Source organism: Variovorax sp. 3319, assembly GCF_031456585.1.
Classification (GTDB): domain Bacteria; phylum Pseudomonadota; class Gammaproteobacteria; order Burkholderiales; family Burkholderiaceae_C; genus Variovorax; species Variovorax paradoxus_P.
This window is the reverse complement of sequence record NZ_JAVDUZ010000009.1, coordinates 55,213-72,525: the sequence shown is the minus strand read 5'-3', so window position 1 is coordinate 72,525 and position 17,313 is coordinate 55,213. Positions and strand designations below refer to the sequence as shown.

The window sequence follows — 17,313 nt, the reverse complement described above, 5'->3', positions numbered from 1 at the left end:
GTCCGTGACTGCGGTGCGCACCCTTCTGCTGTCGTGCGCGGCTTTCTTTTTCTTCAGCCCTTGGGTTCAGCCCTTGCAGGCCGCAACGCTGCAGTTGCGCGATGCGGCGCAACTGCCCATTGCGCTGGACGACAAGGTCGAGATACTCGAAGACCGGAAAGCAGAACTCTCGCTCGAGGCGGTGGAGGCGCAGAACGGCAACCTCTCCGACGGGTTTGTGCCAGGCACGCGGGCACGCATGCGGCCGGGCTTTTCGAACTCTGTGTTCTGGCTGCGCTTTTCGGTGGTGAACGACAGCAGCGCCGCCCGCCCGCTGCGCCTGGTGCTGAACACGACGTGGCTGCAATACGTCGATTTTCATGTGCAGCGGAGCCCCATCGGCAAGACGCCGCCCAGGACCTGGGCGCATGAGGCGGCAGGCATCTCGATGCCCGACAACCCCAACCGCGCGGCCAACCGCGTGCCCACGCTCGCGCTGGAACTGCAGCCGCGCGAACATGCCACGGTGCTGGTGCGCGTACAGAGCCACAGCACCGTCAGGCTGGCGCCTGTGCTGCACAGTCCCGACACATGGCGCGAGTACGAGAGCAGCCATGCGCTGGTCGATGGCTTGCTGATCGGCGGCCTGCTCGTGCTCGCGGTGTATTCGCTGGCGGTGTGGGGCATTTCGCGCAACGATGCATTGGGTTCGCAGAGTCTCGGCTTTGCACTGGTCGCGTTGTACGAGGCCACCTACCGCGGCTATGCGCGGCTGCTCTTCTGGCCGGAGAGCACCGAATGGAGCTACCGCGCGGCAAGTTTCATTGCCGGATGCTGCGTGCTGAACATGGTGCTGTACCTGCATGCGCTCTCGCGCGGCGGGCCGGTGCGCCAGCCGGGGCTTTACGTGCTGGTCGGGCTCACCGCCGCGCAGGCGCTCGTAACGCTCGGAACCCTGGTCGGCAGCTATCTGCTTTTTGCCCAGGCGAGCCTCGTGAGTACGTTGGCGCTGGTGCTGGCATTGACGATCAGCAGCTTCGTCTACATGCGCCGGGCGGGGCCGGGCGGGAGGCTGGCTTTTCCGGTGATGGTCGTCGTCAGCCTGGGCTTGTGCCTGCGACTTACCGAACTTTCTCCGCCCGAGCACGCCGTTCCCGGGTTCGACGCCTATGTGCTGGGCTTTCCGGGCTTGCTGATCGGCCTTGTGGCGCTGGCGGCGTGGACGCATCACCTTTCGCACCAGCGGCACTCCGCGCAGCGCAAGCTGGTCCAGTGGCAGGCGCACGAGCAGCAGCGGCTGCAGAACGAAGTGGCACGCAAGACCCGCGCGCTGAATGCCGCGCTGGAGCAAGCCGAACAACGCGCACGCGAGCAGACGCGCCTCATGGCCTACATCAGCCACGACCTGCGCGCCCCGCTGGCCACCATCGTGGGTCATGCCCGCATGCTGCAAGGCAGCCTGGCGCCGTCATTGCCGCCGCAGTTGCAGGCCATTGAACGCAGCGCAAACTACCAGCTCGCTCTTGTGGACGACCTGCTCGAATATGCCAAGGGCGAACTGCTGCCGCTGGCACTCGACCCGAAGCCGACCCGGCTGCCCGCACTGATCGAAGACATTGCGCAATACGCATCCGCGCTGGCGCAGCGCCGCAACAACCGCTTCATGCTCGAAATTCGGGGGCACCTGCCGCCGGCCGTGCGCCTGGACAGCAAGCGGTTTCAGCAACTGCTGCTGAACCTGCTCTCGAACGCGGCCAAGTTCACGCACGACGGGCAAATGGGCTTGCGGGTGCGCGCCCAGCCCACCGAGCGCCGCCAGTGGCGGCTGAGCCTGGAAGTGTGGGACAGCGGCATCGGCATCGACCGGGAGGACCAGCGGCGCGTGTTCCGCTCTTTCGAGCAGGCAGACCCGTCCGCGGGCGGAAGCGGGCTGGGCCTGGCGATTGCGCGGCGCATCGTTCAGCGCATGGGCGGCGAGCTGCGGCTCGACAGCCGCCGCCATCTGGGCACCCGGCTGCGGTTTGCAGTCGTGGTCGACACCGCCTCGGAACACGAGGCCCCTCTTCCCGCCATGGAGGCGATGGCGCCCGAACCTTACGCGCCGGTCGGCACGCCGGGGCGCCAGGTACGGCCCGTGCCCCAGATTGCACCGCTCCCCCTGGGCGCGCGAAAAGAACTTGAAGCGCTGGCGCGTGACGGACGCTGGACCGACCTGCACGAATGGGCAGACCGGTTTGCGGCGGACCCGCGCCACGAGGCGCTGGTGAAGGCGGTGCGCCAGGCCCTGGAAAGCCTCGACTTCGATCACATCAGCCATCTGGCACGGGCAACGCCCTGCGCGGCGGCAAACTGAACCCGAGGACTCGAGGACATCGCCGCAGCCATTCCGGGGGAAAGGCAGCGGATGCTAAATTGGGCGGCCAGATCGCGAAAACGCAGGATGAATTCACTCAACCTCGCCCTCTTCGACACGCTCGCCGCCGGCTTCTCTCCTTCCCCCACGCTGCTGTGGCTTGCCTCGGCAGTCGCCCTGGGTTCGTCGTGGGCATGTGCGGCCGTTCTTGCATGGGCGGCATGGCGCCGGCCTCCGGAACGCGCTTGCGTGCTGGCCGTGCTGGCCGCAGGCGGCGCGGCTTCTTTGATCTCGCACGAGATTGCAGCTTCGGTCGGCGCACCGCGTCCCTTCATGGTGGGGTTGAGCCCTGCCCATGTTCCGCACGGCGTGCGCGCGGGACTGCCAAGCACCCATGCCACGGTGATGTTCGCCATGGCCTTCATGCTCCTGTTGCGGCGCCGCTTGCGTGACGTGGGGCTGGTGGTTCTTGCGGTGGCTACGGTCACCGCGTGGTCGCGCGTCTACGCTGGCATTCATTTTCCGTTCGACATTGCGGCGGGCGCGCTGTTGGGCGCGTGCATTGCCGCTGCACTGTTTGCGCTGCAGGTAGCGGGGCGCCGGCTTGTGCGCACGCCCGCTGCCGCCTCGTCATGGGCGTTGCACGCGCTGGCTGGCGACAAGGCGGGCCCTTCGCTGGTGCTGATGTTTGCCGTTGCCGCGGCCTGGATCGGCTTCAACACGCCTCTGTCGATCGGGCCGGCAATCCTGGAGGAAAGCGGACCGGTCGAGAAGAGCACGGTTCTCCTGTATCTGGCTGCAGCGGCCTGCTTGCTGGCAGTTCGTGTCGTGCCTCTGTCGCGGTTGGACAAGACCGCCATCTGTACGGTGCTTCTTGCCTTTGCCGCGCGCGAACTGGATGGACACCTGCTGCGTTACGGCAACTTGATCTTCGCGCCCATTGCAGTGGCGGGCGTGTGGCTTGCAAGGCGCGCGTGGGCCGCGCGGCAAGGCCTGCGCGCATGGTGGCAGCGGCGGCCGGAAGCCACAACCGTGCTGACCTTTGCCGCGGTGATTGGCACTGCGATCGTTCTCGACCAGGTACCGGCCGCAGGCCTTTATCGCAACCTGATGCTCAGCTTCGAAGAGGTTTTTGAACTCGCTTTGCCGGCCCTTGCGTTGCTGGGAATCATGCAGGCAAGGTGGGGCATGGCAGTTGCGGAGTCCGGCATGCGGCGGTGAAAAGCCGTCGCAGAGAGAACGCCGCATCCTGCCTGGGAGGCGCCGGCTCAGGGCCGGCTCAGGGCCGCCTCAGGGCCGTGGATGGACGAACGGTCTCGCCTTCTCCAGGAAGACTTTGTGCAGCGCATCGAGCTCTTCCAGGTCGCGCTGCAGCGCCGCTTTGTCATATGGCTTGCCTGCGGCGATGTCGGTCATCCACCGGTCGTATTTTTCGCGTTGGCCGCGCCAGCTTTCGTACGCGATGCGCAGCTCGTCCCATTGAATAGTCATTGCGGCAGGAGCACGCCCGATCAGGCGTGCGCGTGGGCGTGAGCATCTGAAAAGACGCGGACCATCTCGCGATCGAACGCCGGCAGGTCTTTCGGGCCGCGGCTGGTAACCAGATTGCCGTCGACCACCACCTCGTCGTCCACCCACTTGGCGCCTGCGTTCTTCAGGTCGGTGCGCAGCGAAGGCCAGGAGGTCATGGTGCGGGCCTCTACCCCCTTCGCTTCGATGAGCGTCCACGGGCCATGGCAAATGGCCGCGATCGGCTTGTGGGCCTTGACGAAATCCTGCACAAAAACCACGGCCTGTTCATCGATGCGCAGCGCGTCCGGGTTCATCACGCCTCCGGGCAGCAGCAGCGCGTCGAACTCGTGCGCGGCCGCCTGCGCAAGCGGAATGTCGACCGTGAAGGTATCCGCTGGGTCGCCATGCCTGGAGCCGCGCACGCGGTCGTTCCGGGGCGACACGATCTTGGTCTTGGCACCCGCGGACTCAAGTGTCTTGCGCGGGTCGGTCATTTCGGATTGCTCGAAACCATCGGTGACGAGAATCGCGACCTTCATTCCTTCGAGCTGGCGCTTGTTCATGTCGATTCCTTTCGTTGGTTGATTGGTGTGCGGTGACCAAGCAACTCAAACTACAGGCCCCTGTGCATCGACCGGTCGGCACGCGTCGGTTCACCGTGTCGGACAAACCGCGCTGCCGCCGATTGGGAGCGCAAAGCAAAAAGCCCCTGTAGCAGAAACTGCTACAGGGGCTTATGTTTGGCGGAGTGGACGGGACTCGAACCCGCGACCCCCGGCGTGACAGGCCGGTATTCTAACCAACTGAACTACCACTCCTGGTAGACAACGTTCACTCCTTGCGGAGCCGAGTGTTGACGACTCGTGCCGGCTTCACTTGCATGAAACTGGCGACCCTACGGGGATTCGAACCCCGGTAGCCACCGTGAAAGGGTGGTGTCCTAGGCCTCTAGACGATAGGGTCAAAACCTTAGGAACCGTGCTGAGATCAGCACTTATCTTCTTCTCGACACTTTGATGGTGGAGGTAAACGGGATCGAACCGATGACCTCTTGCATGCCATGCAAGCGCTCTCCCAGCTGAGCTATACCCCCGTGTGGGTGTCGAGCCTCGAATTATAGACCGAAAAATCAGGCCCTTTTCAGACGCTCCACAACTTTTTCACGAGAAAAGATTGCGAGCACCGAATCGAGGGATGGCGTCTGCGGTGTTCCCATCACGAGGACGCGAACCGGCATGGCCAACACGGGCATTTTCACAGAATGCGCGGCCAGAACTTCCTTGATGGCTGCGGCAATCGAAACTTTTTCCCACGGCACGCTCGCAAGCTTTTCGGCAAGGGTGGCAATGACGGGCTTCACCGCGTCGGTCACGTGCTGCGTGCGGTCGGCTTCGCTCGGCGTGACGTCCGCGTAGAACGCGGCGGCCCAGTCGGCCAGTGCAACGGTGGTTTCGCACCGGTCCTTGAAGAGCGCGCAGATGGCGGCAAGGCGATCGTCGGCCTCGATGCCGCGCTTCTTCAGGTGCGCGGCCACCAGCGGTGCGAGTTCCGCATCGGGCTTGGCCTTGATGTACTGCGCATTCACCCACGCCAGCTTGGCGGCGTCCCATTGCGCGGGGCTCTTGGAGAGGTGCGAACCGTCGAACCAGCTCACCATTTGCTCGCGCGTGAAAAGCTCGTCGTCGCCGTGGCTCCAGCCGAGGCGCGCCAGGTAGTTGAGCATGGCCTCGGGCAGGTAGCCGTTCTCTTCGTACGCCGTAACGCTCACCGCGCCGCGGCGCTTGGAGAGCTTTTGCCCGTCGTCGCCAAGAATGACCGGCACATGGCCGAACTGCGGCAGCGGCGCACCCAGTGCGCGAAAGATGTTGATCTGCCAAGGCGTGTTGTTGATGTGCTCGTCGCCGCGGAACACGTGCGTGATGTTCATGTCCCAATCGTCCACCACTACCGCAAAGTTGTAGGTGGGCACACCGTCGGGCCGCAAGATGATGAGGTCGTCGATCTCGCGGTTGTTGATGGTGATCTCGCCCTTGACGAGGTCGTTCCAGGTCACGTCGCCTTCGGGCGGATTGCAAAAGCGCACCACCGGCGGCACGCCTTCGGGCGCCGGCGGCAGCACCTTGCCGGGCTCTGGGCGCCAGCGGCGGTCGTACAGCGTTTTTTCGCCGCGGGCACGTTGCGCCTCGCGCATTTCGTCGAGCTCGGCCGGCGTGCAGTAGCAGTAATAGGCCGTGCCTGCCGCAAGCATCTGCGCGATGACTTCGCGGTAGCGCTCCAGGCGCTGCATCTGGTAGATGGGGCCTTCGTCGTAGTCGAGGCCGAGCCAGTGCATCGACGCCAGGATCTGGTCGGTCGAGTCTTGCGTGGAGCGTGCCACGTCGGTGTCTTCGATGCGCAGCACAAACTCGCCGCCGTGGTGGCGCGCATAGGCCCACGAATAAAGCGCGGTGCGCGCGGTGCCCAGGTGAAGAAACCCGGTGGGAGACGGAGCGATGCGGGTGCGAACTTTGCCGGTCATGTGATCGATCAGGATTTCAGGGAGCCAAGGCCACGAAGCAAGTCGGCCTTGATGTCGTCGATGTACTCGAGGCCTACCGCCACGCGAATGAGCCCCTGGCTGATGCCGGCGGCCTGGCGCTGCACTTCGGTCAGTCGGCCGTGCGACGTGGTGCCGGGGTGCGTGACGATGGTCTTGGTGTCGCCCAGGTTGGTGGCAATGCTCACCACGCGCGTGCTGTTGATCACGTGGAAGGCATTGGCGCGCGCCGTTTCGGGGTCGTTGCCGACCACATCGAACGACACCACCGCCCCGCCCTGCCCCGACTGCTGGCGCATGGCCAGTTCATGCTGGGGATGCGACGCGAGGCCGGGGTAGTAGACGCGCGCAACGCCAGGCTGCGTTTCGAGCCATTGCGCCACGGCCAGCGCATTGGCGCATTGCGCCTGCATGCGAATTCCGAGCGTTTCGAGGCCCTTCAGCACCACCCACGCGTTGAACGGCGACAGCGCCATGCCGGCGGTGCGAACCACAGGCCCGAACACGTCGACGATGAGCTTCGACGGGCCGCAGATTGCGCCAGCCATCACGCGGCCCTGGCCGTCCAGGTACTTTGTGCCCGAATGAATGACGAGGTCGGCGCCCAGTTCGGTGGGGCGCTGCAGCACGGGCGTGCAAAAGCAGTTGTCGACCGCGAGCAACGCGCCGGCACCGTGGGCCAGGTCTGCCAGCGCGCGGATGTCGCACACCTCCGTCAACGGATTGGTAGGCGTTTCGGCAAACAGGAGCTTGGTGTTGGGCTTGAGGGCCGCGCGCCATTCGGCCACATCGGTCTGCGAGACGAAGGTGGTTTCGACACCGAACTTGGCAAACTCCTTGCCGAACAGGTTCAACGTGGAGCCGAACACCGAGCGCGAGCAGATCACGTGGTCGCCAGCCTTCAGCAGGCCCATGCACATCATGAGGATGGCGCCCATGCCGGTGGAAGCGCCGATGGCGGCTTCGGTGCCTTCCATGGCTGCAAGGCGCTGCTCGAAGCTGGTGACGGTGGGGTTGGAAGTGCGCGAGTAGGTAAAGCCCGCTTCGGTGCCGGCAAAGCGGCGCGCCGACGTTTCGGCGTCGGGCTGCACGAAGCCGCTGGTCAGGAACAGCGCTTCGGAGTGTTCGCCGTGCTGGCTGGGCGCCAAACCGGTGCGCAGCGCGAGCGTGTCGCGGTGCAGTCCGGGCGGCAGGGTTCGTTCATCGGTCAATTCAGCTCTCACTCGCTGTGATTGGGAAGCGCAAGGCGCGACGAGTCTTCTTCGGTCTCTTCGATGCGCGGGCGGTTGCCGTTCATGCGCGAGATGGCTTCGGTGTCGATATCGCCCGTCACGTACACGCCGTCGAAGCAGGACGCATCGAAGCCATTCAGTTTGGGGTTGAGCGAGCCGATGGCGCGCTTCATGGCGTCCACGTCCTGGTAGATCAGCGCATCGCAACCGATCAGCTCGCGGATTTCTTCGACCGTGCGGTCGTGTGCCACCAGTTCGTCCTTGGTGGGCATGTCGATGCCGTAGACGTTGGGGTAGCGCACCGGCGGCGCGGCGCTGGCCAGGTAGACCTTGCGCGCGCCGGCATCGCGCGCCATCTGCACGATTTCGCGGCTGGTGGTGCCGCGCACGATCGAGTCGTCGACCAGCAGCACGTTGCGGCCCTTGAACTCGCTGCCGATCACGTTGAGCTTCTGGCGCACCGACTTCTTGCGCACGCCCTGCCCCGGCATGATGAAGGTGCGGCCCACGTAGCGGTTCTTCACGAAGCCTTCGCGGTACGGCACACCCAGCAGGTGGGCGAGTTGCGTCGCGCTGGGGCGGCTCGACTCGGGAATGGGAATGATCACGTCGATCTGGTTCGGCGGCACGGTCGACACCACGCGCTTGGCCAGCGTTTCGCCGAGGTTGAGCCGCGCCTGGTACACCGAAATGCCGTCAAGCACCGAATCCGGACGTGCCAGGTACACGAACTCGAAGATGCAGGGGTTGAGCGTGGGCGCTTCAGCGCACTGCATCGAGTGCACTTTGCCTTGCAGGTCGATGAACACCGCCTCGCCGGGCTCGATGTTCCGTTCGAACACGTGGCCCGAACCTTCGAGTGCCACGGACTCGCTGGCCACCATCACGGTGCCGTCCTTCTCGTTGCGGCCCATGCACAGGGGGCGAATGCCGTACGGATCGCGAAAAGCCAGGAGGCCATGGCCGGCAATCAGCGAAACCACCGCATACGAGCCACGCAGGCGCTTGTGCATGTTCTTGACCGCGGCAAACACTTCGGCCGGATTCAGCGGCACGCCGCGCGATGCGCGCTCGAGCTCGTGCGCCAGCACGTTGAGCAGCACTTCGGAGTCGCTCTCGGTGTTGGTGTGGCGGTGGTCGGTGGAAAACAGTTCTGCGCGCAATGCATGCGCGTTGGTGAGGTTGCCGTTGTGCACCAGCACAATGCCGAAGGGCGCATTCACGTAGAAGGGCTGTGCCTCTTCCTCGCTGTAGGCGTTGCCGGCCGTCGGGTAGCGCACCTGGCCCAGGCCCACGCTGCCGGGCAGCGCGCGCATGTTGCGGGTACGAAACACGTCGCGCACCATGCCCTTGGCCTTGTGCATGAAGAACTTGCGTTCGAGCAGGGTCACGATGCCGGCCGCGTCCTGGCCGCGATGCTGCAGCAGCAGCAAGGCGTCATAAAGCAGCTGGTTGACGGGTGCGTTGCTGACAACGCCGACGATTCCACACATGAACGATTCCTCTCAGGGCAGGTAGCTTGCCAACTTTTCAGGCAACGCGGGTTTCAGGCCCTGCAATGCCGCATCGAGAACAATGGCGCTGTGCGATTCGTGCCACCAGGCACTGTCGCTCAACGCCAGCAAATGAACAATGACCGCCAGCACGAGCAGGGCAACCGCACCCCGCGCCGCTCCGAAGGCCCCACCCAATATCCGGTCCACCGGCCTGAGGCCGACAGCCGCAATCAGCTTTCGCGTCAGTGCGGCCACCAGGCCCACGCCGAACGCCACCCCGACGAACACCAGCACAAAGGCCAGCGGATAGCGCCAGGTGGCCTGCGGGTCGCCAAACGGCAGCCATGCCGCCACGTCCGACGCCAGCCATTGGGCGGCAATGAATGCAGCCACCCAGCCCGCCAGCGAAATCACTTCGAACACCAGCCCCCGCCACAGGCCGAACAGCATCGACACCACGATGAGCGTGACGGCAATCCAGTCGAGCAAGGCCACGGCAGCGAGCGATGGCTACTACAACGTGAGGATGGCGGCCGACAAAGACAAGCCCTTGACCTTATCCGCAGCTTTGTCCGCCTCGGCACGCGAGCTGAACGGGCCGACACGCACACGCGTGCGCTCGCCGTCGGCCGTCTTGGCCACGTGCACGTAGGTCTTGAGGCCCGCCTTCTCTAGTTTTTGCCGCACTTCGCGCGCCTTGTCGGCGTCTGCAAAGGCACCGACCTGCACCACGAACCGGCCACCGTCTTCAGCTGCGGCGGGCTTGGTGCTGGTGTTGGAAGGCTTGCCTTCGAGCAGGGCACGCGCGCGATTGCCGTCATCGGCGGAGGCCGGCTTTGGCGCTGCGGGCTTCGGCTCGGGTTTGGCTTCCGGTTTGGCTTCCGGCTTAGGTTCGGGCTTTGGCTTCGGCTCGGGCTTCGGTTCCGGTTTTGGCTCCGGCTTGTGCTCGGGTTTGGGTTCGGGCTTTGGCTCGGGCTTGCGCTCCGGCTTTGGCTCGGCCGCGGGCTTGGCGGGGGCCGCTGGCGGCGTGCTTGGCGCCGGCTTGCTCGGGTCGATTTCGGTGCCGTCGGCGGTTTCAGTGATCATGCCGCCCGAAGACGACGGCGCCGCCGCAACGCGCGAACTGCCGTCGGCCGCGCCAGTGGAGGTGGCGGGCGCCGGTGTAGCAGGCACCGGCAAGGGCTTTGCCTTGTTGCGATCGGGAATCTCGATCGGAATGTCGACTGACACCGGCCGGGGTTGCGTGTCGAACAACAGCGGAAAACCGATGACGCCAAGCAGCACCAGAACGGCTGCGCCCACCAGCCGGTGCCGCGCGCGGCGGCGCAGGGTTTCGACACTTTCCGCGGGGACGGCGGCAGGTGCGCTGCGTCCTTCGTTGCCTTGCGGGCCGCGCGTGCGGAACTTGAAAAACGCCATGAAGTTCGATCCCTGGAGGAGTGCAGCGAGGTGGTGCCAGATGGTGCGGACGGTTCGGGCGATCAGCCGCCGGGCAGCAGGTGTTTGGCTTGCAGCCGCGGAGTGCCGTGCTCCAGCACGCCACCCACGGTGAAGAACGATCCGAAGACCACGATTCTATCAGCGGGGTCTGCGTGCTCAATGGCTGCGCGGAGCGCTTCCATCGGTCCCGCATGCACGCTGCCGGAGACGTCTGTGCGCGTGTTCTGCGCCTGCCAGCTGGCAAGCAGATCGCTCGCCTTGGCGGCGCGCGGCGTGGGCAGATCGGTGAAGTACCAACGGTCGATCATCGGCCCGATGCGCGCGAGGATGGGGCCCAGGTCCTTGTCGGCCATGACACCGAAAACCCCGTGGGTGGTGGGATAGAAACCCATGGCGTCGAGGTTCTCGGCCAGTGCCGCAACCGCATGCGCGTTGTGCGCCACATCGAGCACCAGCGCGGGCTCGCCCGGAACAATCTGGAAGCGGCCGGGCAGCTCGACCATGGCAAGCCCCGTGCGCACCGCCTGCGCGGTAATGGGCAGTTGCTGCCGCAAGGCCTCGAGCGCCGCGAGCACGCCCGCGGCATTGAGCAACTGGTTGGCGCCGCGCAGCGCCGGGTACGCCAGCCCGCTGTAGCGCCTGCCGCGGCCCGACCAGCCCCACTGCTGTTTGTCGCCCGACACGTTGAAGTCATGCCCGAAGCGCCACAGGTCGGCGCCGATGGCAGCCGCGTGGTCGATCACGCTTTGCGGCGGCATGGGGTCGCTCACGATGGCGGGCTTGCCCGGGCGCAGGATGCCGGCCTTTTCGAAGCCGATGCTTTCGCGGTCGGGCCCCAGGTAGTCCATGTGGTCGAGGTCGATGCTGGTGATGACCGCGCAATCGGTGTCGATGATGTTGACCGCGTCGAGCCGGCCGCCAAGACCCACTTCGAGAATTGCCACGTCGGGCTTTTCTTCGATCATGCAGCGCAGGATGCCGAGCGTGGTGAACTCGAAGTACGTCAGGGCCATGTCGCCCCTGGCTGCCTCAACCACCTCGAAGTTTGCTATTAATTTGGAAGCATCGACCGCCTCGCCCGACAGCCGCAGACGTTCTTCGAAGCGCACGAGGTGCGGCGACGTGAAAACCGCCGTGCGGTAGCCCGCGTGCGTAAGGATCGACTCGAGCATGGCGCAGGTCGAACCCTTGCCGTTGGTGCCGGCCACGGTGATGACCGGGCAATCGAAGCGCAGGCCCATCCGGGCCGCCATTTCCTTGGCGCGCTCGAGTCCGAGCTCGATGTTCTTCGGATGAAGTTGCTCGGCGCGTGCGAGCCAGTCGTTAAGGGTTTCCATGGAGCCCGGCATTGTCGCCGACCGGCAAAGCGCGGGCCGCGCCAAGTTTTATCGGCATCATTGGCGTCCATGACAACCCTTTACGGCATTCCCAATTGCGACACCGTCAAGCGCGCCCGTGCGTGGCTCGACGAACACGGCGTCGCCTACACATTTCACGACTTCAAGAAGCAAGGCGTACCCGAGGCCGAACTCGACCAGTGGCTCCACAAGCCGGGCTGGGAGGCCTTGGTCAACCGCCGCGGCACCACGTGGCGCAAGCTCGATGAAGCCGAACAGAATGCGGTGGTCGACGCGGCCTCCGCCCGGGCGGTGCTGCTGGCCAACCCGAGCCTCATCAAGCGGCCGGTGGTCAACTGGGGCGCCAAAACCGGCGTTACGACAGGGTTCGACGCGCAAGCGTGGGCTGCTGCTGTGAACGCCGTGTAAACGCCGGAACCCTGCCTTGCCGGCCAGCCTCCAACCCCGATCTGCAGGAGAGAACACCATGAACAGACAAGTCTTTCGCACCCTCGCGGGCCTTTCGGCTGCCGGCCTCCTTGCGGCGGGCGCCGCCAGCGTTCAGGCCCAGGAAGCATGGGCGCGGGTCATTTCGGCCACCCCCGTCTACGAGACCACCGGCAGCAGCCCCAGCTACAACGTTACCTACGAATACAACGGGCGGCAGTACACCACGCGCATGAACAGCCGGCCGGGCGCCACCATCCCCATCCAGGCCGGCGCCTACGGCGTGACCACGGCACCGGTTGCGCCCCAGCCGCAGCTGCAGCCCTATCCGGTCGAGGCCAACAGCGGCCAGCAGCAGTACCAATACCAGCAAAGCCCGCAGTACGCACAACCCGCGCAGCAGGGCGGATCGCCCTGGGACAACGTGGTGCCAGAGCCGGGCGTGGTGCTCTCCAATGCACCGCCCCCCACGTATGTACAGCCCGCTCCGGTCTACGCGGCGCCCGTGTACGTGCAGCCAGCCTACGCCTATCCGCAGCCTTACATCTACCCGCCCGTCGGCCTCTCGCTGAATTTCGGCTATTCCAGGGGATGGGGCGGCTACCGCGGCGGATGGGGCCATCGCCACTGGCGCTGAGGCGTGCACAGGCAGGCCCGCGTAGAGGCTGCGGGCGCGGGTTCGGCCAAGCCCTAAAATCGGGGACTTTTCCAACCCCGAGGGGTGCGCCGCCGCGGTGGTGCGTCCTCGACAAGCCGACCGCGCACGCGCCGGCGCCATCCAATGACGACGACTACCGACACTCTCAACAGCGCCGCAGTGGCGACCAAGGCCAATGTGTACTTCGACGGCAAGTGCGTGAGCCACAGCCTCACGCTGGCCGACGGCACAAAAAAATCGGTCGGCGTGATTCTTCCGTCCACCCTTACCTTCAAGACCGGCGCCCCTGAAATCATGGAAGGCACCGCCGGCAGCTGCGAATACCAGCTCGAAGGCACCACCGAGTGGGTCAGCGCAGGCCCCGGCCAGAAGTTCAGCGTGCCAGGTAACTCGAGCTTCCAGATCCGTGTGACGGGCGAGCCCTACAGCTACATCTGCCACTTCGGCTGAACCCAGACCCGCCAACCGGACACCCACATGTCGACCATTCTCCAAAACGTTCCCGCCGGCCAGAAGGTCGGCATTGCCTTTTCAGGCGGCCTGGACACAAGCGCCGCACTGCACTGGATGAAGCTGAAGGGCGCGATTCCCTACGCCTACACCGCCAACCTCGGCCAGCCCGACGAGCCCGACTACGACGAGATTCCGCGCAAGGCAATGCTCTACGGCGCGCAGAACGCCCGCCTGATCGACTGCCGCGCACAGCTCGCCAATGAAGGCATTGCCGCGCTGCAGGCCGGCGCCTTCCACGTGACCACCGCGGGCGTTACCTACTTCAACACCACGCCGCTCGGCCGCGCGGTCACCGGCACCATGCTGGTGTCGGCCATGAAGGAAGACGACGTTCACATCTGGGGCGACGGCAGCACCTACAAGGGCAACGACATCGAGCGCTTCTACCGCTACGGCCTGCTCACCAACCCCAACCTGAAGATCTACAAGCCCTGGCTCGACCAGCTGTTCATCGACGAGCTCGGCGGCCGCGCAGAGATGTCGGCGTTCATGACCAAGGCCGGCTTCGGCTACAAGATGTCGGCCGAAAAGGCCTACAGCACCGACTCCAACATGCTCGGCGCCACGCACGAGGCCAAGGACCTGGAAAACCTCGACAGCGGCATGCAGATCGTGCAGCCGATCATGGGCGTGGCGTTCTGGAAGGACGAGGTCGAGGTCAAGCGCGAAACCGTTACCGTGCGCTTCGAAGAAGGCCGCCCGGTGGCCCTGAACGGCGTGGAGCACGCGAACCTGGTCGACCTCATCCTCGAAGCCAACCGCATCGGCGGGCGCCACGGACTGGGCATGAGCGACCAGATCGAGAACCGCATCATCGAGGCCAAGAGCCGCGGCATCTACGAAGCCCCCGGCCTCGCGCTGCTGTTCATCGCCTACGAGCGCCTGGTTACCGGCATCCACAACGAAGACACCATCGAGCAGTACCGCGACCACGGCCGCAAGCTCGGCCGCCTGCTCTATCAGGGCCGCTGGTTCGACCCGCAGGCCATCATGCTGCGCGAAACGGCACAGCGCTGGGTGGCGCGCGCGATTACCGGCGAAGTGACCATCGAACTGCGCCGCGGCAACGACTACTCGATTCTCAACACCGTGTCGCCCAACCTCACGTACCAGCCAGAGCGCCTGAGCATGGAAAAGGTGGCCGGCGCGTTCACGCCGCTCGACCGCATCGGCCAGCTCACAATGCGCAACCTCGACATCGTCGATACGCGCGAAAAGCTGGCGATCTACACCCGCACCGGGCTGCTGTCGCCGGGCCAGGGCACCGCGGTGCCGCGGCTCACCAATGACGACGAGACCAGGTAAGCCACGCGCTTCCTGCAATGACAAACGGGCCTTTTGGGCCCGTTTTCTTTTGTGGCGGTGCGCGCGCGCCTGCCGATCAGTCGCCGCCGCCTCCGCCGCAACCACCGCCGCAGCCGCCTCCATCGCCACCGGAAGAGTCCCCTCCCCCGCCGCCATCGCCGCTGCCGCTCGATTCGCTGCCGCCGAAGCCGCCCGCATCGCCGGCACCACCGCCATCGGACGACGAATCGCCGAAGCTGGTCCCGCAATAGGCGTCGGAGCCGCTCTGCCGGTCGATCGCCTTGCAGTCGGGCACGTAGTCGAAGCCGCCCGGAATACCGAACTTCACGTCGAGCGCAAACAGCAGCGGCAGCCGCGAAGGCTTGCGCGGGTCGATGCTTTCTTCCTTGCAGGCCCAGTACCAGGTGCGGCGCAGGCCGTCGTTGCGCTTCGGGTCTTTGCCCAGCACCTCGGCCGGGCTGTGGTGCAGCATGCCGCCGAAGGCCGCCGCGCACCAGTTCTGGTAACCCTGCGTGTGCAGGATGAACTCGTGCCACGCGGTGTCGACGACCCTGGAAGGCATGGCCACGAACTTGCGGCCGCTGCGCAAATGGGCCATGAAGAACTGGCGCAGGCCGCGCAGCACCAGCTCGGCGTCGCGCACGCTGAGCCCGGGGTGCGCTGCGCGCAGCTTGCCGATGAGAAACGGCGGCATGCGGGCTTCGCGAATGAACTGCCGGCGCAGGCTTGTTTCCATGAAGCCCAGCGTGGCTGCGAGCGCCCATGCGCCAAGAATCAAAGGCACCAGCACCAGCCATCCGCCACGGCGAAAAATGACGAACACCGCGACCAGCGCCGCCAGCACCACCGCCCGCCGTGCCCAGATCAGCGCGGCAATGCGCCGCCGGTAGTTCAGGTGCAGAAAGTCCAGGTCCATCAGACGACCACCGGCTCCGGCTCCAGCCGGATGCCAAAGCGCTCGTACACGCTCGTCTGGATGGCCTTGGCCAGCGTCATTACCTCACCGCCCGTTACCGGGTTTTCAAGGCCGCCGCGGTTCACAAGCACCAGCGCCTGCTTTTCGTACACGCCGGCGTTGCCGACCGACTTGCCCTTCCAGCCGCAAGCGTCGATGAGCCAGCCGGCCGCCAGCTTGATGGTGCCGTCGGGCATGGGGTAGTGCACGATCTTCGGGTCGCGAGCAATGATGTCCGCACATTGCTCGGGCGTGACGGTGGGGTTCTTGAAGAAGCTGCCCGCATTGCCGAGCAGGCGCCAGTCGGGCAGCTTGGCGCGGCGAATGGCGCAGATCCAGTCGAATACGTCGATGGCGCTCGGCGTGAAGTTGCCGGTTTCTTCCATCTTGCGCTCCAGGTCGAGGTAACCCACCACGGCCTTCCAGGGCTTGGGCAGCCGAAAGCGCACCCGGGTGATCAGCGCCCGGCCGGAAAGCCCGAAATCGTTGGGCCCGCTGCGCACGTGCTTGAACACCGAGTCGCGGTAGCCGAAGGCGCACTGCGCGGCGTCCAGCGTAAAGCTGCGTCCGGTGTCCAGGTCGATGGCGTCGAGCGATTCGAAGCGGTCTTGCAGCTCGACCCCGTAGGCGCCGATGTTCTGCACCGGCGCGCCGCCCACCGTGCCCGGAATGAGCGCCAGGTTTTCGAGCCCCGGGTAGCCGTTTGCCAGCATCCACTGGATGGCGTCGTGCCACACCTCGCCCGCGCCGGCCTCCACGATCCAGGCGCGCGGGGTTTCATCGACCAGCCGCAGCCCCTTGATCTCGACCTTGAGCACCAGCGGCTTCACGTCGCCGGTAATCACGATATTGCTGCCCCCGCCCAGCACAAAGCGGGGAGCGTCGCGCCAGCGCGGGTCGGCCCGCAGCTCGGCCACGTCCGCCTCGTTGGCGATGCGCGCCAGGTTGTGCGCGCGCGCGACGATGCCGAAGCTGTTGTACGGCTGCAGCGGGACGTTGTTCTCCACGATCATGGGAGAATTGTCGCATCCAGCTACCGCGAATCCAGGAGGAGCCCATGCCGTCTTTCGATACCGTCTGCGAACCCAATCTGCCCGAAGTGAAGAACGCGGTCGAAAACACCGCCAAGGAAATCGCAACGCGCTTCGATTTCAAGGGCACGGCAGCCGCCGTCGAGCTCAAGGACAAGGAAATCACGATGATCGGCGACGCCGAGTTCCAGCTCGTGCAGGTCGAAGACATTCTTCGCGCCAAGCTCACCAAGCGCAGCGTCGATGTGCGTTTTCTCGACAAGGGCGACGTGCAGAAAATCGGCGGCGACAAGGTCAAGCAGGTCATCAAGGTCAAGAGCGGCATCGAGACCGAGCAGGCCAAGAAAATCACTCGCATCATCAAGGACAGCAAGCTCAAGGTGCAGGCCGCCATCCAGGGCGACGCAGTGCGCATTACCGGCGCCAAGCGCGACGACCTGCAGGCCGCCATGGCGTTGATCAAGAAGGACGTGCCCGACATGCCCCTCTCGTTCAACAACTTCCGCGACTGAACCCCGC

17 protein-coding genes and 3 tRNA genes are annotated in these 17,313 nt (G+C 65.3%); 7 read left to right on the top strand and 13 right to left on the bottom strand.

What is annotated here, in order from left to right; translation table 11 throughout:
* Positions 1–4 precede the first annotated feature (4 nt).
* Positions 5–2,332 carry an ATP-binding protein gene (locus J2X67_RS18575; protein WP_309955143.1) on the top strand — a complete coding sequence of 776 codons (2,328 nt, stop codon included), beginning with the start codon at positions 5–7 and terminating at the stop codon, positions 2,330–2,332.
* A gap of 87 nt (positions 2,333–2,419) precedes the next feature.
* On the top strand, positions 2,420–3,553 hold the full coding sequence (locus J2X67_RS18570) for a phosphatase PAP2 family protein (protein WP_309955141.1): 1,134 nt from the start codon (positions 2,420–2,422) through the stop codon (positions 3,551–3,553).
* A 69-nt stretch (positions 3,554–3,622) separates the two neighbouring features.
* Here J2X67_RS18570 and J2X67_RS18565 read toward each other — a convergent pair whose 3' ends face one another.
* The 11 genes from J2X67_RS18565 to folC all read right to left on the bottom strand — a co-directional run bounded on the left by J2X67_RS18565 (position 3,623) and on the right by folC (position 11,897).
* On the bottom strand, positions 3,623–3,823 hold the full coding sequence (locus J2X67_RS18565; protein WP_309955140.1) for a hypothetical protein: 201 nt from the start codon (positions 3,821–3,823) through the stop codon (positions 3,623–3,625).
* A gap of 20 nt (positions 3,824–3,843) precedes the next feature.
* The gene (locus J2X67_RS18560; protein WP_309955138.1) at positions 3,844–4,407 is read right to left on the bottom strand and encodes a type 1 glutamine amidotransferase domain-containing protein; all 564 of its coding nucleotides are present in this window, start codon (positions 4,405–4,407) and stop codon (positions 3,844–3,846) included.
* A 178-nt stretch (positions 4,408–4,585) separates the two neighbouring features.
* A tRNA-Asp gene (locus J2X67_RS18555) sits at positions 4,586–4,662 on the bottom strand.
* Between the two features lie 69 nt (positions 4,663–4,731).
* Positions 4,732–4,807: transfer RNA gene (locus J2X67_RS18550), tRNA-Glu, on the bottom strand.
* A 54-nt stretch (positions 4,808–4,861) separates the two neighbouring features.
* Positions 4,862–4,937, bottom strand: a tRNA-Ala gene (locus tag J2X67_RS18545).
* A gap of 36 nt (positions 4,938–4,973) precedes the next feature.
* Positions 4,974–6,362 (bottom strand): glutamate--tRNA ligase, encoded by a 1,389-nt coding sequence (gene gltX, locus J2X67_RS18540; RefSeq protein WP_309955136.1) that lies wholly within the window; start codon positions 6,360–6,362, stop codon positions 4,974–4,976.
* 8 nt (positions 6,363–6,370) lie between these two features.
* Entirely contained in the window at positions 6,371–7,591 is a 1,221-nt protein-coding gene (locus J2X67_RS18535; protein WP_309955134.1) for an O-succinylhomoserine sulfhydrylase, read from the bottom strand.
* A gap of 8 nt (positions 7,592–7,599) precedes the next feature.
* On the bottom strand, positions 7,600–9,105 hold the full coding sequence (gene purF, locus J2X67_RS18530) for an amidophosphoribosyltransferase (RefSeq protein WP_309955132.1): 1,506 nt from the start codon (positions 9,103–9,105) through the stop codon (positions 7,600–7,602).
* 12 nt (positions 9,106–9,117) lie between these two features.
* Entirely contained in the window at positions 9,118–9,603 is a 486-nt protein-coding gene (locus J2X67_RS18525) for a CvpA family protein (protein ID WP_258501644.1), read from the bottom strand.
* A gap of 18 nt (positions 9,604–9,621) precedes the next feature.
* A complete protein-coding gene (locus tag J2X67_RS18520) occupies positions 9,622–10,527 on the bottom strand; it encodes an SPOR domain-containing protein (protein ID WP_309955130.1) in 906 nt (301 codons plus the stop codon).
* Positions 10,528–10,589: 62 nt separating this feature from the next.
* On the bottom strand, positions 10,590–11,897 hold the full coding sequence (folC, locus tag J2X67_RS18515) for a bifunctional tetrahydrofolate synthase/dihydrofolate synthase (protein WP_309955128.1): 1,308 nt from the start codon (positions 11,895–11,897) through the stop codon (positions 10,590–10,592).
* 57 nt (positions 11,898–11,954) lie between these two features.
* On the opposite strand from folC, the gene J2X67_RS18510 reads away from it, so the two are divergent.
* From J2X67_RS18510 to argG, 4 genes are all read left to right on the top strand, one after another.
* Positions 11,955–12,314, top strand: coding sequence for an ArsC family reductase (locus tag J2X67_RS18510; RefSeq protein ID WP_309955126.1), 360 nt, complete (start codon positions 11,955–11,957; stop codon positions 12,312–12,314).
* Between the two features lie 58 nt (positions 12,315–12,372).
* A complete protein-coding gene (locus tag J2X67_RS18505; protein ID WP_309955124.1) occupies positions 12,373–12,969 on the top strand; it encodes a hypothetical protein in 597 nt (198 codons plus the stop codon).
* Between the two features lie 144 nt (positions 12,970–13,113).
* A complete protein-coding gene (locus J2X67_RS18500) occupies positions 13,114–13,440 on the top strand; it encodes a pyrimidine/purine nucleoside phosphorylase (RefSeq protein WP_309955123.1) in 327 nt (108 codons plus the stop codon).
* 27 nt (positions 13,441–13,467) lie between these two features.
* Positions 13,468–14,808, top strand: coding sequence for an argininosuccinate synthase (gene argG / locus J2X67_RS18495; protein ID WP_309955121.1), 1,341 nt, complete (start codon positions 13,468–13,470; stop codon positions 14,806–14,808).
* A gap of 76 nt (positions 14,809–14,884) precedes the next feature.
* On the opposite strand, the gene J2X67_RS18490 is transcribed toward argG, so the two are convergent.
* Together J2X67_RS18490 and murB are read right to left on the bottom strand one after the other, a co-directional pair.
* Entirely contained in the window at positions 14,885–15,724 is an 840-nt protein-coding gene (locus J2X67_RS18490) for a hypothetical protein (RefSeq protein ID WP_309955119.1), read from the bottom strand.
* A complete protein-coding gene (gene murB, locus J2X67_RS18485) occupies positions 15,724–16,776 on the bottom strand; it encodes a UDP-N-acetylmuramate dehydrogenase (protein ID WP_309955117.1) in 1,053 nt (350 codons plus the stop codon). The genes J2X67_RS18490 and murB overlap by 1 nt, the downstream gene beginning before the upstream one ends.
* A 44-nt stretch (positions 16,777–16,820) precedes the next feature.
* On the opposite strand from murB, the gene J2X67_RS18480 reads away from it, so the two are divergent.
* Entirely contained in the window at positions 16,821–17,306 is a 486-nt protein-coding gene (locus J2X67_RS18480; protein ID WP_028259207.1) for a YajQ family cyclic di-GMP-binding protein, read from the top strand.
* Positions 17,307–17,313: the final 7 nt, after the last annotated feature.

Bases quoted from the DNA above. Each gene is read 5' to 3' on its own strand.
- J2X67_RS18570 (WP_309955141.1), top strand. From the start codon at position 2,420: ATGAATTCACTCAACCTCGCCCTCTTCGACACGCTCGCCGCCGGCTTC.
- J2X67_RS18565 (WP_309955140.1), bottom strand. From the start codon at position 3,823: ATGACTATTCAATGGGACGAGCTGCGCATCGCGTACGAAAGCTGGCGC.
- J2X67_RS18560 (WP_309955138.1), bottom strand. From the start codon at position 4,407: ATGAACAAGCGCCAGCTCGAAGGAATGAAGGTCGCGATTCTCGTCACC.
- gltX (WP_309955136.1), bottom strand. From the start codon at position 6,362: ATGACCGGCAAAGTTCGCACCCGCATCGCTCCGTCTCCCACCGGGTTT.
- purF (WP_309955132.1), bottom strand. From the start codon at position 9,105: ATGTGTGGAATCGTCGGCGTTGTCAGCAACGCACCCGTCAACCAGCTG.
- J2X67_RS18520 (WP_309955130.1), bottom strand. From the start codon at position 10,527: ATGGCGTTTTTCAAGTTCCGCACGCGCGGCCCGCAAGGCAACGAAGGA.
- folC (WP_309955128.1), bottom strand. From the start codon at position 11,897: ATGCCGGGCTCCATGGAAACCCTTAACGACTGGCTCGCACGCGCCGAG.
- J2X67_RS18510 (WP_309955126.1), top strand. From the start codon at position 11,955: ATGACAACCCTTTACGGCATTCCCAATTGCGACACCGTCAAGCGCGCC.
- J2X67_RS18505 (WP_309955124.1), top strand. From the start codon at position 12,373: ATGAACAGACAAGTCTTTCGCACCCTCGCGGGCCTTTCGGCTGCCGGC.
- J2X67_RS18500 (WP_309955123.1), top strand. From the start codon at position 13,114: ATGACGACGACTACCGACACTCTCAACAGCGCCGCAGTGGCGACCAAG.
- argG (WP_309955121.1), top strand. From the start codon at position 13,468: ATGTCGACCATTCTCCAAAACGTTCCCGCCGGCCAGAAGGTCGGCATT.
- J2X67_RS18490 (WP_309955119.1), bottom strand. From the start codon at position 15,724: ATGGACCTGGACTTTCTGCACCTGAACTACCGGCGGCGCATTGCCGCG.
- murB (WP_309955117.1), bottom strand. From the start codon at position 16,776: ATGATCGTGGAGAACAACGTCCCGCTGCAGCCGTACAACAGCTTCGGC.
- J2X67_RS18480 (WP_028259207.1), top strand. From the start codon at position 16,821: ATGCCGTCTTTCGATACCGTCTGCGAACCCAATCTGCCCGAAGTGAAG.